This window comes from Microthrixaceae bacterium (genome assembly GCA_016702505.1).
In the GTDB taxonomy this organism is placed as follows: domain Bacteria; phylum Actinomycetota; class Acidimicrobiia; order Acidimicrobiales; family Iamiaceae; genus Aquihabitans.
Genome location: JADJDU010000016.1, coordinates 38256 through 53473, shown reverse-complemented (window position 1 = coordinate 53473; position 15218 = coordinate 38256). Strand labels below are relative to the sequence as shown.

The following is a 15218-nucleotide window of genomic DNA, read 5'->3' as shown; positions in this document are numbered from 1 at the left end:
GTCGGCTTTCCACCAAGACCTGGGGGCAGCCTACGGGCTGACGGTGGGGCGGCCTGCCAGAGCGAGATCCGGTCGGCATTGGCGTAGAGCACGTCGATCGGGGACTTCCGGCCACGAGCGTCGCCCCCGGTTCTGGCGGCGGCGTCGGGCCTTGCTGAGGACCACGTGACCAGCCGTATCGATCGAAGTCTGATGGGGCTCATGGTGGGTGAACAGGTAGAGCTGGGCATCTGGAACCCGGACCTCGAACCCGGCCCGGTCTAAGGAAAGGGCCATGCCGCGGTAGAAGCCGTCGAAGTCGATGGGTCCCGCCAGAAGGGACCGGGGCTTGGGGCAAGGCGTCGACCGCGGCCTGGGTCAGCAGATACCGCGCCGCCAACGCCGCCACCGGACCGTCGGTGTCGATGGTGAGGAGGTCGGTCCGGAGTGTCCGGGCGGCCGGGGCGAGAACCACAACGGCCGAGATCGCCATGACGGGGGGGCCAAGGTCGGTCGGCGCTGGTCGGCTAGCACCGGCCTCACCTGCGCCCGGTAGCGCCGGCCCGCTCGACTCCGACGGCCAGCGTCCGGCCCGCCGGGACCACGTGGCGAATGAGAAGAAGGCGATGCTGGCAGCGTGGGCGGGGAGGAGGTACCAGGGTTGGATCGCGCCCGCCTCGATGTTGGCCAGCCCGAGGATCGCCCCGGCCAACCCGGCCAGGGCCAGGCCCATGCCAACGACCTCCGGCCAGGCTCGACGTCGGGCCGCGGCGGCGGTGGCGAACGCTCCGAACACCAGCCCCCATGCAAGCCGCGGCATCCGCTCGATCAGCATGAAGTCATAGGGCGGCTCGGTGATCGCCCATGCTGAGGTATCGACAACTCAGCCCGGAGCACCTTGGCCAACTCCGAGCGCGTGCGCGTGCTGCGGACTCGTCGAGCCGGCCCCGTTCGACGATGGGACCGGGTTGGAATCACGTCCGTTGCGACCCGTCAACCAGCATCGGCGACAAGAGCACCAGGCCCACCGCCATCGCAGCCGCCAGCGGTCGCCACAACGCCACCAGGCCAGGGCGGCCTCGGGTGCGGACGGTGGTGAAGGCCAAGCCCAGCCCGGCCAGCCCCACCACCGGTAGAACGAAGGGAGCGAACCCCAGGTGGGCACCGATGCACCACACTGCCAGCGCGGCTGCCAAAGGGAGGAGGCGACCGCTGCCCAGGGCCACCCGCCAGGCCACGAACACCAGGACTTACAGCAGGCACCACGGCCAGGGTCGGGTTCCACGGCATCAACAGGCTGGCCGAGGGAGTGCGGGTTGCCATGATCACCACCGATGCGGCGGCAGCCAGGCCCAGCCACGGCACCCGGAGCCGGGCCATGAACCACACCAAGAAGGCCAGCCACGCCCCGTTCCACCAAAGAGTGGTAGCCAGGCCCGCCGACGAACGTTGTCCGAGCAGGTGATACGGGAGCCATTGGATGGCGTACACCAACGGCAAGGGATGGTTGTAGCCGCGCTGGGCCGAGTAGGGGCCCGACAGCGGCACCATCCTCGATGTGTGGCGGATCACCAGTTCGGCCACCGCCCAGTCACCGTTGGGGAGCCAGGTCCCGAGGAGTTGGACGACTCCGAGCAGGAAGAAGCCACCCCCCACGATGCACGGCAGGGTGACGGTCGGGCGCAGCCAGCGAGGCAGCGACTCTGCGGGTGACTCGGGCCCAGACATCGATGCCATGGTTTTACCCTGGCCTCCGCGCTGCCAGCAGCCACCCGCAGGAGGCGTCGGGCCTTGAGTTCGGTCTCCAACCATTCGCCATGGGGGTCGGAGTCCCAGGTGATGCCGCCGCCGGTGCCGAAGCGGAGGTGGTCGCCGTCGAACCAGAACGTGCGGATGGCCACGTTGAGCGCACCCTGACGGGCATCGGCGTCCACCCAGCCCACGCCGCCGCAGTAGAGCTGGCGAGACTGCGGTTCCAGCGCGGAGATGTGGTCGAGGGCGGCGAGCTTGGGGGCGCCGGTGACCGAGCCCGGAGGGAAGGTGGCGTCGATGGTCTCGGCCCAGCCGAGTCCGGGTCGGAGTCGTCCCTCGACGGTGGAGACCAGGTGCACGAGACCGGGATGGGGTTCGACGGTGCACAACGTCGGCACCTGGACGCTGCCCCACTCGCACACCCGGCCGAGGTCGTTGCGCACCAGGTCCACGATCATCACGTTCTCGGCCCGGTCCTTGGGCAGGAACGTGTCGGCGCTGGCGGCGGTGCCCTTGATCGGAGACGACCAGATGCGGTCGCCGTCGCGCTCCAGGAAGCGCTCGGGCGACGCCGAGGCGACGTGCACGCCCTGACGGGGAAGCCGCACCACCGCCGAGAACGGTGCCGGGTTGCCTCGGCGAACGCCGCCCAGGGCCGCCACGTCGGCGCCGGCCGGTAGCGGTGCGCTGAGGACCCGGGTGAGGTTGACCTGGTAGACGTCGCCACGCCCGATGGCCGCGCGGATCGCGCTGACCCCGGGACTCGAACGCCGCCCGGTCGAGCGAGGAGGTCCAGGAGTTGGGATCCACCCCACACCGGCCCGCCAGCGGGCGGCCGCACGTGGGGCGGGCCGGGCGGATGTGGTCGAACGGCAGGGCCCAGACGGGCCCGTCGCGCGGCGAGCACGGGCAGGACCAGTCGGTCGCCCAGCACGCCAGCGGTGGCGGTCGCTGCGAGGGCCTCCGGGGTCGGTCGGTGACGTCGACGGGGCGCGGTGGTGAGCAGGCGGACCGGCGGACTGGCCACCACGGCCAGCGGCGTGGCCGACTGGCGGACTCGGTGGACCGGGGACCGGGACATGGACGCTCGGAGCGTAGGTGGCGATGTCCGGCATCCTCCGCCCACCGGATGGACTTCGACCTGCCCGCCGAGACCGAACAGTTCCGATCCGTGGTGCGTGACTTCGCCGACCGGGTCATCGCCCCCAAGGCCGAGGAATGGGACCGCGACCACCGCTTCCCAGTCGAGGTGGTGACCCAGATGGGGGAGCTGGGCCTGTTCGGCCTGCCCTTCCCTGAGGAATACGGGGGTTCGGGATCGGGCACCGAGATGACCTCGATCGTCACCATCACCGCCCGCACCGACGATCCCGCCGCCGGCGGTCGGCCCGAGATCAGCGCCATCGTCGTCCCCGCCGGGACACCCGGCTTCGAGGTCCAGCCCGCCGTACCGCAAGATGGGTTGGCACGCGTCGGACACCCACGGGCTGGCCTTTGCCGACTGCCGGGTGCCCGAGGCCAACGTTCTGGGCGAGAGGGGCCGGGGTTCGCCAACTTCCTCAACATCCTCGACGACGGTCGGGTGGCCATCGCCGCCCTGGCGGTGGGGGTGATCCAGTGCTGCCTGGAGGAGAGCGTCCGCTACGCCAACGAGCGGAACGCCTTCGGGCGGGCCATCGGCTCCAAACCAGGCGGTGGCGTTTGCCTGTGCGCCGACCTGGCCGTGATGGTCGAGACCGGCCCGCACGCTCACCTACCGGGCGGCGTGGCTGAAGGACCAGGGCCGCCCCTTCAAGCAGGAGGCGGCCATCGCCAAGCTGTACGCCACCGAGTCGGCGGTCACCGCCACCCGCATGGCCACCCAGATCTTCGGTGGCTACGGCTTCATGGACGAGACCTTGGTCGCCCGCCAATACCGCGACGCCAAGATCCTCGAGATCGGTGAGGGAACCTCCGAGATCCAGCGTCTGGTGATCGCTCGGGGGCCTGCCTGTCACCTGATCAGCTGAGCTCAGGGCCTGGGATGGGCCTGAGGACGCATGGGGTCGGGTCCCCTGGTAGCGTGGCAGCCCGTGTCGCCACCGGGGTGCCGGAGAGCGTCGGAGGGCCCGGCGCAGCGTGGCGCCCCGCGCCTCGCCCGGGCGCAGCCTCGGCCACCTGGTGCCAAGTCGTGATCAGCGTAATGGCCGTCATCGGCCGGTGCCACGCCATGGCTAAGCGGACGGTGGCCAACGTCCAACGAAGCAACGACATAGGTCGCAGGTGCTGACCCCGGCCGATCAGTTGCCGCCTGGTGAGCCCCAGAACTTCCTGATCGTGGGTGTGGACGACGACGAGGGCCTGGCCGATGACGACCCGGTCAAGAACGGCCGGGACCGGGTGACCCAGGGCTCCGTGCGCTCGGACACGATCATGGTGGTGCGGGTCGATCCGGCCAACCTCGACGTCAGGTGCTCTCGTTCCCCCGGACCTGCTTGGTGAAGATCCCCGGCAAGGGAACGACGCGGATCAACGCCGCCCTCACCTACGGAGACGGCAATCCGGGCCTGCTGGTCAAGACCATCAAAGACAACTTCGACATCGACGTCAACCACTACGTCCAGGTGAACTTCGCCGGGTTCAAGAGCCTGGTCGACATCATCGGTGGTGTGCCGATCTGGTTCCCGACGCCGGTGAAGGACAAGCACCGGGGCTCTTGGTGGAGGAACGCCGGGTGCACCATCCTCGACCACAACGGGTCGCTCAGCTACGCCCGCAGCCGATACTTCCAATACAAAGACGCCAGGGCCGGTGGCGTAGCGACGGAGCATCGGACTACGGCCGGATGCGCCGCCAGCAGGACCTGCTGCGTCGGGTCATGCACCGTGCCATCACCAAGGGCGCCCGCAACCCGGTGGTGCTGTCCAGATGGTCGACACCGGGGTGGAGCACATCACGCTGGATCCCTACACCACTGCCGCCGATCTGATCACCCTGGGCCGGGCCTTCCAGAGGTTCGATCCCGACAAGCTGGGTCAATCCTCCCTCATCGTCCGTGAGGTGTTCCGGGGTGGGGCCGACGTGCTTGAGCTCGACGAGGTTGCTTCGGAGCCGGTGTTGGCCCAGTTCCGGGGAACCGGGGGCCACCGGAGAGGGGGAGATCCTGCCGTCCACCGTCACGGTGCGGGTGCTGAACGGCACCGGTGTGCAGGACCAGGCGTCCGAGCTCACCGACCGGTTCGAGGAGCTGGGCTTCCAGGTGGCCAGCCCCAACTCGGCCGATCCGGTGTGGGTCACCGAGGTCCGCTACCCGCCGGGCTCCGACGCCGAAGCCCACCTGGTGGCCCGATACCTCGACGCCGAACCTCGCCTGATACCAGATCCGGAGATCTCTGAGATAACGGTGGTCACCGGACCCGAACTGGTGGGGGTGCTCGATTCACCTCGACCGGCCGAGTCGGTCTCCACCACAACGTCGACGACCTCGACGACCACCTGACCACGTCCACCACCTCCACCACCGTTGACCGGGCAGCGTGACGAGAGCCGACGACGAGGATGAGGAACCCCAGGTGTCGATCCCGTTGGCGAAGGCATCGGCCCGGCCGGCGAGGGCCGTGCCTACCTTCCCGGTGCGAGCCGCCTCCGGGTGAGTCCTGCGGCTGACCTCGACGTCCAAACCGCCCGCCTCGTGAACCGCCGCCAGAGCCGGGCCCCATCGGGGGGCAGCAGGTGGGGGAAGTAGGTTCGCCGTCTCGTGTCGTCGAATCTGAGGTTCGCCCGTGGGTAGCAACGTCGCCATCATCGGCACCGGTTACGTGGGGCTCACCACCGGTGCGTGCCTGGCTCACCTCGGTCACCGGGTGGTCTGCGCCGACGTCATCCCCGAGAAGGTCGAGGCGCTGAGTCGGGGCGAGGTACCGATCCTCGAGGCCGGCCTCGACGAGTTGGTCCACGAGGGGCTGCATTCGGGCTTGCTGTCGTTCGTGCTCGGTGCCGCGCCGGCGGTGGCCGAGGCCGAGTTCATCTACCTGTGCGTGCCCACACCCCCAGGGCGAGGACGGGTCGGCCGATCTGTCCTACATCCAGGCGGCTGCCGCCGAGATCGGACCCCACCTGCAGCCCGAGTCGGTGGTGATCAACAAGTCCACGGTGCCGGTCGGGCTCCACCCGGGTGGTGGAGCAGGCCCTGGGGCGATCCGACGTGGCCGTGGTGTCCAACCCCGAGTTCCTGCGGGAGGGGTCGGCGGTGCACGACTTCCTGCACCCCGACCGGGTGGTGATCGGCGCCGACGACCAGAGCGCTGCCATCCGCGGGCTGGCCTGTACCTGGGCCTTCCGGCCCCGCTCCAGGTCACCGACCCGCCGTCGGCCGAGACCATCAAGTACGCCTCCAACGCCTTCCTGGCCACCAAGATCAGCTTCGTCAACGCCGTGGCCGCCGTGTGCGAGGCCGTGGGGGCCGACGTCAACGACGTGGTGTTGGGCATGGGCTACGACAAGCGGATCGGCGACGCCTTCCTGCGGCCGGGCCCAGGCTGGGGTGGTTCGTGCTTCCCCAAGGACTCCCGGGCGCTGGTCCGCATCGCCGAGGACGCCGGCTACGACTTCGACCTGCTCAAGGGCGTCATCACCGTCAACGAGGAGCAGTTCGAGCGGGTCGCCGACAAGGTGGAGCGCATCGTCGGAGGGTCCCTCGAGGGCGTCACCGTCGGCGTGTGGGGGCTCACCTTCAAGGCCCGCACCGACGACCTGCGGGACTCCCCGTCGCTCCAGGTGGTGCGTCGCCTGCCTGGACCGGGGCGGTGGTCCGGGCGTTCGACCCGCGGTGGAGGTGGCCCAGGGGGCCACCGATCAGCGGTTGGCCGGCATCGAGGTGGTGGCCGATGCCTATGGCGCGGCCGAGGGCGCCGCCACGCTGGTCGTGCTCACAGAATGGGACGACTTCCGGTGGGTCGACCTCGACAAGGTGGTGGGTGCCATGGTCCAGTCCCAGGGTGGTGGATGCCCGCAACCTGTTGGACCGCGGCGCCTGCAACGGCTCGGTTTCGACTACGAGGGCCTCGGCCGGAGCTGACGTGGCTCGGGTCGTCGTCACCGGCGGCGCCGGGTTCCTCGGGTCGCACCTCTGTACTCGCCTGCTGGAGCGAGGGGACGAGGTGGTGTGCCTCGACAACCTGATCACCGGGTCGATCGCCAACATCGAGGCCCTGTTCGCCCGGCCGGGGTTCACCTTCGTCGATCACGATGTCAGCACGTTCATCTGGGTGCCGGGCGCGGTCGACGCCGTGCTCCACTTCGCCAGCCCGGCGTCGCCGGCCGACTTCGACCGCATCCCCGATCCAGATCCTCAAGGTGGGCAGCCTGGGCACCCACAACGCCCTGGGATTGGCCAAGGCCAAGGGGGCTCGTCTGCTCCTGGCCAGCACCAGCGAAGTCTACGGCGATCCCCTGGTGCATCCCCAGACCGAGGACTACTGGGGCAACGTGAATCCCATCGGCCCGCGCGGCGTGTACGACGAAGCCAAGCGCTTCGCCGAGGCCATGACCATGGCCTACCACCGCTATCACGACCTCGACGTGCGGATCGTGCGCATCTTCAACACGTTCGGCCCTCAGATGCGCCCAGATGACGGGCGGGCCGTGTCCAACTTCATCGTTCAGGCCCTGCGGGGTGAGCCCATCACCGTGTTCGGTGACGGGAGCCAGAGCCGCAGCTTCACCTACGTCGACGATGAGGTGCGGGGTTCCTGGCCCTGCTCGACGGGTCGATCACAGGTCCGGTCAACATCGGCAACCCGGTTGAGTACTCGATACTCCAGTTGGCCGAGACGGTGCTGGATGTGACCGGTTCGGCTTCCCCCCTGGTGTTCGAACCGCTTCCGGTGGACGACCCGACCCAGCGCCAGCCCGACATCTCCTTGGCCCGCGCTGAACTGGGCTGGGAGCCCACCATCCAGCTTCGCACAGGGCATTGAACGCACCACCGCCTACTTCCGGACCGTGTTGGGCATCTGACGGTCGGCCTCGCCATCGGTCAAGCCGCGCCAGGTGGCGGCGTAGGTCAGTCGACCCGGGCCTCGGCTTCGGCCCGATGGTGAGGTACCAGGCCACGGTCTCGGTGATGCCGTCGGCGAAGGAGGTCTCGGCCTGGAACCCGAAGCGTTCACGGCCCGGTGGTTGTCGACGCGCCGGCGTGGCTGACCGTCGGGTTTGGAGGAATCCCAGCGGATCTCGCCGTCGAAGCCGGTGGCCTTGGCCACGTGGGTCACCAGCTCACGGATGGGCATCTCGTGGTCGGTGCCGAGGTTGACCGGGTCGGGGTCGTCGTAGTGTTCGGACGCCAACACGATGCCGCGGGCGGCGTCGTCGACGTAGAGGAACTCCCGACTGGCCGACCCCGTTCCCCATAGCTCGATGTGGTCGGCGCCGGTCTCAACCGCTTCCACGCACTTCTTGATCAGGGCGGGGATCACGTGGCTGACGGCGGGGTTGAATTTGTCCCCCGGTCCGTAGAGGTTGGTGGGGATCAGGTAGATGACCTGCTGGCCGTACTGCTCGCGGGCGGTCTGGGCGTGCACGAGCTGGGCGAGCTTGGCGATCCCGTAGGGGGCGTTGGTCTCCTCGGGGAAGCCGTTCCACAACGATTCCTCGTGGAACGGTACGGGCGGCTCTTTGGGGTAGGAGCACACGGTGCCGACCAGGACCGTCTTGTCCACGTCGTGCGCCCGGGCCTCTTCCACCACGTAGGTGCCCATCAGTAGGTTGTCCAGGTACAGCTCGGCCGGGTGGACCTGGTTGTAGCCGATGCCGCCAACTCGGGCGGCCAGGTGGATGACCACCTCGGGTCGGATCCGGGAGAAGAGCTCGGCTGTGGCCCGTCGGTCCCGCAGATCGACCTCGGCGCTGCGAGGCACGGTCACCTCGGCTCCTGATGCCTCCAGGCGGGCCACGACGGCTCGGCCCAGGAACCCGGCGCCGCCGGTCACGAGCACACGGCGGTCGGTCCAGTGGCTGGTCATGGGTGCGCATCGTACCGGTGTCACCTCCAGTGCCCGGTTCCGGTCAGAATCGGATCGTGGAACGAGCTAGGCGCGTGGCCGTCACCCTCGAGCAGTGCTGGCACCGGGTTCCCGGGGGGCACCGCCACGTCCATCCTGGGCACCGTGTCCGCCTTGAGCCTCCGAGACGACGTGGACGTGGTGGGGGTGGCCGCCCGTCACGACAGTCCTCCAGTTGACGCCTTCGAGCCAAAAGTCGAGATGCGTCACCTACCGTTGCCCCGCCTGGCGCTCTACGAGGCCTGGCACGCGCTCCGATGGCCACCGGTGGAACGGGCCACCGGACCGGTCGACGTCATCCATGCCACCGCCGTGGCGGTCCCGCCGGGCAAGGCCCCGTTGGTCATGACCATCCACGACCTCGCCTTCCTCGCCGATCCATCGCTGGTCACCCGCCACGGCAACCGGTTCTTCCGAAGGGGGACCGAACTGGCCCGTCGCCATGCCCGCCTGGTCCTGGTTCCCTCCGAAGCCACTGCGGCCGAATGTCGGTTGGCTGGCTTCGACCCTGAACGGATCCGGGTGATCCCCTGGGGTGTCGAGGCACACCCGGTGTCTGAAGTCGAGATCGGGGCCATGCGGGACCGGTTGGGTCTTAACCGGCCATACGTGCTGTTCGTGGGCACCATCGAACCCCGCAAGAACCTGAGTGGTGTGATCGCCGCGGTGGCCGGCCTGGCCGGCCGTGACATCGACCTGGTGATCGCCGGGCCCGAAGGCTGGAACGAGGACCTCGATGCTCGTCTTGCCGTTCTCGACGGGTCCGGGATCGGTGTGCACCGCCTCGGCTTCCTGCCTCCCAGCGACCTCCTGCCGCTGTACGCCGGTGCCGCGGTGTTCTGCTTCCCCAGCATCCGAGAAGGATTCGGTATGCCTGTCCTCGACGCCATGGCCCATGGTGCTCCCGTGGTCACATCCCGAGGCACCGCCACCGAGGAGGTTGCCGGCGACGCTGGGATCCTGGTCGACCCGCTGGATCCGTCGGCCATTGGGGTCGCATTGGAGGCGGTGCTCGACGATCCGGCGCGAGCCGATCGGATGCGAGCCGCGGGACGGGAACGAGCCGAGCAGTTCACCTGGTCTCGCACCGCGGCCCTGACCGCGGCGGCTTACGCCGAGGTGGCACCGTGACCGACATGTCGTCTGCTCCGTTGCACGTCGGTGTGAACCTGCTGTGGTTGGTTCCGGGCGTGGTGGGCGGAAGCGAGGAGTACACGGTGCGCTCGCTCAACGCTCTCCACCGACGGGGAGATCGATCCTCTGAGGTCGGACCTCCGATTCGGGTCACCCTGTTCGCCCTGCGTCAGTTCGCCGAAGCGCACCCCGATCTGGCGGCGAGGTATCCGGTGGTGGCGGCCGATACCGACGGTCACTCCCGGGCTGAACGGGTGGCGCGGGAGGCGACGTGGCTTCCCCGAGCACTGGAACGTCACGGTGTCGACCTGGTCCACCACGCCGGGGGAGTGGTCCCACCCGGTCCATTGTCGGCCCGGACCCCATCGGTGCTGACCATCCACGACCTCCAGCCATTGGTCATGCCCGAGAACTTCTCGCCGGTCAAACGGCGGTGGCTGGCCACGATGCTGCCCCGCTCGGTGGGTCGCACCCGGTTGGTGTTCACCCCCAGCGATCCGGCCTCGGCCTCGGTGGTCGACCTGTTGGGCATGCCCCCTGAGCGGGTCGTGACCGTGCCTCACGGGGTAGAGCCCCCCGCCGTGATCACAAGCGAACGCCGAGCCGAGGTCCGGGCCCGCTACGGGCTATCCGGCCCGACGGTGCTCTACCCGGCCATCCCTTACCGGCACAAGGATCACGCCACCCTGGTGGAGGCGTTCGCCCGCCTAGCGGCAACCAGACCCGAGGTGACCCTCGTCCTCGCCGGCGGACCGGGACCGGTCGAGGCCGAGCTGGCCGCCCACATCCGGGCCTCTGGAGTTGGGGCCCAGGTCCGGCGCACCGGTCGAGTTCCGTGGGCTGACCTCGAGGTCCTCTACGACCTGGCCACCGTGGTGGCGGTGCCGAGCCGATTCGAGGGTTTCGGCGCCCCGGCCCTCGAAGCCATGGCTGCCGGTCGCCCGCTGGTGGCCGCCGATGCCACGGCTCTGCCATGGGTGGTGGGCTCGGGAGGCCTGTTGGTCGACCCCGGTGACGTCGACGCCTGGGCCAGGACCGTGGCCGATGTGCTCGACGATCCGGCATTGCAGCACCGCCTGTCCACGGCGGCCAAGGCCCGGGCCGCCACCTTCACCTGGGATCGGACCGCCGATGCCCTGGCCGCCGGATACCTTCGGGCCGGTGCCATGGGCGAGGATGGTGGGCGGTGAACCTTCTGGTCCTGTGCCCCCACTTCGCTCCCGATCTCGCTCCGACCGGCGAGGTGATGACCCAGATCGTCGAGCAGTTGGCGCAACGAGGACACCGGATTCATGTGGTGACCTCCTTGCCCTGGTACGTCCACCACGCCATTGAGCCCGGCTGGGAAGGTCAGCTGGTCCGTCACGAGGACACCCCGTGGGGGGATCACCCGGGTCCACCCGTTCCCCACCGACAAGCGCAACATCCCGGCCCGGGCCCTCGGCTTCGCCGGTTTCACCGGGCTGGGCGGTCTGGCCGCCATCGTGAGCAGGTCCCGCCCGGACGCGGTCTTGGCCATGTCCCCGCCGCTGACCTTGGGTTTGGCGGGGTGGCTCGCGGCCCGAGTCCACCGAGTGCCGTTCGTGTTCAACATCCAGGACGTGTTCCCCGACGTTGCCGTCGAGTTGGGGGCTATCACCGATCCTCGGGTGATTGCGGTGGCCTCCTGGCTGGAACGAGAGACCTACCTGCGCTCCGACGCCGTCACCGTGTTGTCCGACGACCTGGCTGCGAACGTGCGAGCCAAGATCGCCGGAAGGCGAGGCCGGGCCGGCGACGGTGCCAAGGTGAAGGTGATCCCCAACTTCATAGATACCGACTGGATCAGGCCCGCGGAACGTGAGAACGCCTACCGCGCCGAACACGGTCTCACCGCGAAGACGGTGGTGATGTACGCGGGCAACGTCGGGTTTCTCCCAGTCTCTCGACCTGGTGCTGGCCGCGGCCGCCCACCATGCTCACGACCCCGACGTGGTGTTCGTGATCAACGGTGGCGGTTCGGCCCGAGCCGGGCTGGAGGAGGCGGCGGCCGGACTCGACAACGTCAGGTTCGTGGACATGGCCCCCAAGGATCGCTTGCCTGAGGTGGCGGCAGCCGCCGACGTCCATCTGGTTCCGCTCAAGGCTGGCTTGGCCCGCTCCAGCGTGCCGTCCAAGCTGTACACGATCCTGGCGGCCGGGAGGCCGGTGGTGGCCTCGGTAGACCCTGGCACCGAGGTGGCCAACACGGTCGATGCGGCCGGGGCCGGGATCACGGTTGCACCGGGGGACCCCGAAGCCTTCACCAAGGCCATCGGCCAACTGGTCCAGAACCCGGCCGAAGCCCGGGCCATGGGCGAACGAGGCCGGGTGTTCGTGGAGGGTTGGGCATCCCCGGCTGCGGTGGCTCAGGCCTATGAGGCACTGTTCGACGAACTGCGGCGCTGACTCGGGAGGTGGGGGTTCGGCCGTCTAGCGTGGCCGGTCTATGACCTCGTCCTCCTCGGCCAAGAAGGTGGCCCGCGTCGCGGCCCGGAGCAGTAACACCTCCAAGAAAAAGGGCGCCAACTGGTACTTCCCGGTACTGATCGTCGCCCTGGTCGCGGCTGGGATCGGTGTGGTCGCCTATGCCCGGTCTCAGAACATCGGCACCGGCGACAACACCACACCGCCCCGAGCCCAGCTGGCTGATGGGTCGGCGTACGACCATTGGCACGCCGCCTTCGCCGTGAACGTGTGTGGGAAGGAGTTGGGTCCCTTCTCCGACATCGGGGCCGACGTACTCGGGATCCATGCCCATGCCGGTGAGGCGTTGATCCACATCCACCCGTTCTCGGTCTCTGCCGCTGGTGAGGGCGCCCGCATGGGCAAGTTTTTCGATCAGGTCGGTCTTGTTGTGACCGACACCGGCTTCCAAACCCCCGACGGCAAGGTCTACAAGGCCGGTGAGACCACCTGTGGCGGCAAGCCCACCGAGTTGGTGATGGCTCGATGGAAGGAACCACTCACCAGCCAGACCGGCAAGCCCGACCAGATCCTGCGATCAGGCTTCTCCGACATCCGCTTCGAGGCCGACCTCGAGGCGTGGTCGTTGGCGCTGCTGCCCAAGGGTGAGGTGCCGGCCATACCCGCCGGGGTGGCGTCACTTCAGAACCCGAGTGACGCTGGCAGCGACTCCAGCGGTCAGCCTTCGGTATCGATCCCAGATGTGAGCACCGGCGAGTCCACGCCGGCCGAGTCCACGCCGGCCGAGTCCACGCCGGCCGAGTCCACGCCGGCCGAGTCCACGCCGGCCGAGTCCACGCCGGCTACGTCCGCGGCGCCGTCGACCACCGCGGCGGCCGGTCAGTGAGGGCGGTCGTCCTGGTCGGTGGTTTCGGGACCCGCCTCCGGCCGCTCACTTTCAGCACCCCCAAGCAGATGCTCCCGATCATCCACAAGCCGATGATCGAGCACGTGTTGGAGCACCTCGCTGCCCATGGCATCACCGACGCCGTGCTGTCGATGGGATACCGACCCGACGCTTTTGCCGACGCCTACCCCGATGGTGAGTGCGCTGGGGTCCAGGTGCATTACGCCGTCGAACCCGAGCCACTCGATACCGCGGGGGCCATTCGCTTCGCCGCCCTAGACGCCGGGATCGACGAGAGGTTCGTGGTGGTCAACGGTGATGTCCTCACCGACCTAGACGTGAACTCCCTCATCGAGTTCCACGAGTCCCACGGTGCCGAGGGAACCATCGCCCTTCATCGGGTCGAAGACCCATCGGCCTTCGGCGTGGTCCCCACCGATTCTCAGGGTCGAGTAGAGGCCTTCGTGGAGAAGCCCCCGCGAGACGAAGCTCCCACCGACCTGATCAACGCCGGCACCTACGTCTTGGAGCCCTCGGTGCTCGACCGGATCGCGCCCGGCCGCAAGGTGTCCATCGAGCGTGAGGTGTTCCCGGCCATGGTCGCCGACGGCACCCTGTACGCCATGGACGGACACACCTACTGGATAGACACCGGTACGCCGGCCAAGTACCTCCAGTCCCAGATGGACCTGCTGCGTGGCGAGCGAGGCGAGAAGGTCCAGGGCATCGCTCCGTCGGCCCAGGTGGACGAAGGAGCGATCGTGGCGCGCACGGTCGTCGGTGCCGGGGCTCACGTGGCCGCCGGGGCCGAGGTTCGGGGATCAATCCTGCTCCCCGGGTGTGAGATCGGACCAGGCGCCGTGGTCGAGCGGGCCATCATCGGACCTGGTGCCCGGGTGGGCGCTGGTGCGCGGGTCGAAGAACTGGCTGTCCTCGGAGATCGCGCCGTCGTCGCCCCGGGCCTGCGGGTCTCGGGTGGTTCGGTGGGCGTGGACGAACATCTGACCGTCGAGTCCGGAGGGAACTGACCGGTGAAAGCACTCGTGACCGGCGGCGCCGGCTTCATCGGTTCCACCCTGGTCGACCGGCTGTTGGCCGAGGGACACGAGGTGGACGTGGTCGACGACTTGTCCAGCGGATCATTGGCCAACCTGGCTGACGCCAGATCCAACCCTGATCACGTCTTTCAGTTCCACCGGCTCGACATTCGGGATGCGGCCGTCGCCGACCTGATCGAACGACGTCAGCCCGACGTCGTCTTCCACCTGGCAGCCCAGATCGATGTCCGCGTCTCGGTGGCCGATCCAGTGCTCGACGCCATGATCAACGTGATTGGCAGCCTCAACGTGATGGAAGGGGCCCGGCGGGCCGGTTCCGGCAAGGTCGTGTTCGCCTCCAGCGGTGGCACCATCTACGGCGCTCCGGGCGGAGCCGATCTGCCCATACGCGAGTCTCAACCGCAGACGCCGATATCGCCTTACGGGGTGGCCAAGAAGGCGGTCGGCGACTACCTGTCCGCCTACCGGGAGCTACACCAAATCGAGTACAGCGCGCTGGCCCTGGCCAACGTGTACGGACCGCGCCAGGATCCCCACGGTGAGGCGGGCGTGGTCGCAATCTTCGCTGGACGGTTGTTGGCCGGCGAGCCCTGCACCATCTACGGAGATGGTGAGCAGACCCGCGACTACGTGTACGTCGACGATGTGGTGGATGCCTTCGTCCGGGCGTCGGACAAGGGTGGCGGCCTGGTCATCAACATCGGGACCGGGGTAGAGACCTCGGTCAACGAGCTCTACACCACCATGGCCCGTGTAGCTGGCGTGGATCAGGCCGCGGTGCTGGCCCCGGCCCGAGACGGCGAGGTGCCGCGCTCTGCCCTAGACGCGGCCCGCGCCGAGATGCAGTTGGGCTGGAAGCCGTGGACCGACCTGGCCACCGGGTCCGCCGCGGTGCTCGAGTACTTCCGAAACCGCTAGTCCCGG

12 protein-coding genes and 5 pseudogenes are annotated in these 15218 nt (G+C 68.7%); 13 read left to right on the top strand and 4 right to left on the bottom strand.

Features of this window, described 5'->3' with window-relative positions:
* Positions 1 to 199: 199 nt before the first annotated feature.
* Entirely contained in the window at positions 200 to 799 is a 600-nt protein-coding gene (locus IPG97_15350) for a hypothetical protein (protein ID MBK6857872.1), read from the bottom strand.
* A gap of 154 nt (positions 800 to 953) precedes the next feature.
* Entirely contained in the window at positions 954 to 1223 is a 270-nt protein-coding gene (locus IPG97_15345) for a hypothetical protein (GenBank protein MBK6857871.1), read from the bottom strand.
* Positions 1224 to 1300: 77 nt separating this feature from the next.
* Here IPG97_15345 and IPG97_15340 point away from each other — a divergent pair, with 77 nt between their 5' ends.
* A complete protein-coding gene (locus tag IPG97_15340; protein ID MBK6857870.1) occupies positions 1301 to 1444 on the top strand; it encodes a hypothetical protein in 144 nt (47 codons plus the stop codon).
* Between the two features lie 103 nt (positions 1445 to 1547).
* Here the strand turns inward: IPG97_15340 and IPG97_15335 are convergent.
* Positions 1548 to 2931: pseudogene (locus IPG97_15335) on the bottom strand (anthranilate synthase component I family protein).
* A 569-nt stretch (positions 2932 to 3500) separates the two neighbouring features.
* Between IPG97_15335 and IPG97_15330 the strand changes: the two are divergent.
* The 6 genes and pseudogenes from IPG97_15330 (at position 3501) to IPG97_15305 (ending at position 7688) form a co-directional block, all read left to right on the top strand.
* Positions 3501 to 3740: a hypothetical protein gene (locus IPG97_15330; protein MBK6857869.1), complete on the top strand. Its 240-nt coding sequence runs from the start codon at positions 3501 to 3503 to the stop codon at positions 3738 to 3740.
* A 253-nt stretch (positions 3741 to 3993) separates the two neighbouring features.
* A complete protein-coding gene (locus IPG97_15325) occupies positions 3994 to 4212 on the top strand; it encodes a hypothetical protein (protein MBK6857868.1) in 219 nt (72 codons plus the stop codon).
* Positions 4182 to 4769 carry an LCP family protein gene (locus IPG97_15320; GenBank protein MBK6857867.1) on the top strand — a complete coding sequence of 196 codons (588 nt, stop codon included), beginning with the start codon at positions 4182 to 4184 and terminating at the stop codon, positions 4767 to 4769. Before IPG97_15325 ends, IPG97_15320 begins: the two co-directional genes overlap by 31 nt.
* Before the next feature lie 128 nt (positions 4770 to 4897).
* Positions 4898 to 5209, top strand: coding sequence for a LytR C-terminal domain-containing protein (locus IPG97_15315; protein ID MBK6857866.1), 312 nt, complete (start codon positions 4898 to 4900; stop codon positions 5207 to 5209).
* A 304-nt stretch (positions 5210 to 5513) separates the two neighbouring features.
* Positions 5514 to 6682: pseudogene (locus tag IPG97_15310) on the top strand (UDP-glucose/GDP-mannose dehydrogenase family protein).
* Positions 6603 to 7688 (top strand): annotated as a pseudogene (locus IPG97_15305) (SDR family oxidoreductase). Before IPG97_15310 ends, IPG97_15305 begins: the two co-directional pseudogenes overlap by 80 nt.
* 124 nt (positions 7689 to 7812) lie before the next feature.
* Here the strand turns inward: IPG97_15305 and IPG97_15300 are convergent.
* Positions 7813 to 8732: pseudogene (locus IPG97_15300) on the bottom strand (GDP-L-fucose synthase).
* 144 nt (positions 8733 to 8876) lie between these two features.
* On the opposite strand from IPG97_15300, the gene IPG97_15295 reads away from it, so the two are divergent.
* The 6 genes and pseudogenes from IPG97_15295 (at position 8877) to IPG97_15270 (ending at position 15212) form a co-directional block, all read left to right on the top strand.
* Positions 8877 to 9902: a glycosyltransferase family 4 protein gene (locus IPG97_15295; GenBank protein MBK6857865.1), complete on the top strand. Its 1026-nt coding sequence runs from the start codon at positions 8877 to 8879 to the stop codon at positions 9900 to 9902.
* Positions 9899 to 11095: a glycosyltransferase family 4 protein gene (locus IPG97_15290; GenBank protein ID MBK6857864.1), complete on the top strand. Its 1197-nt coding sequence runs from the start codon at positions 9899 to 9901 to the stop codon at positions 11093 to 11095. Before IPG97_15295 ends, IPG97_15290 begins: the two co-directional genes overlap by 4 nt.
* Positions 11092 to 12332 (top strand): annotated as a pseudogene (locus IPG97_15285) (glycosyltransferase family 4 protein). Before IPG97_15290 ends, IPG97_15285 begins: the two are co-directional and overlap by 4 nt.
* A gap of 40 nt (positions 12333 to 12372) precedes the next feature.
* Positions 12373 to 13236: a hypothetical protein gene (locus IPG97_15280; GenBank protein MBK6857863.1), complete on the top strand. Its 864-nt coding sequence runs from the start codon at positions 12373 to 12375 to the stop codon at positions 13234 to 13236.
* The gene (locus IPG97_15275; GenBank protein MBK6857862.1) at positions 13233 to 14264 is read left to right on the top strand and encodes an NDP-sugar synthase; all 1032 of its coding nucleotides are present in this window, start codon (positions 13233 to 13235) and stop codon (positions 14262 to 14264) included. Before IPG97_15280 ends, IPG97_15275 begins: the two co-directional genes overlap by 4 nt.
* 3 nt (positions 14265 to 14267) lie before the next feature.
* Complete coding sequence (locus tag IPG97_15270) at positions 14268 to 15212, top strand: GDP-mannose 4,6-dehydratase (protein ID MBK6857861.1); 945 nt, start codon at positions 14268 to 14270, stop codon at positions 15210 to 15212.
* Positions 15213 to 15218: the final 6 nt, after the last annotated feature.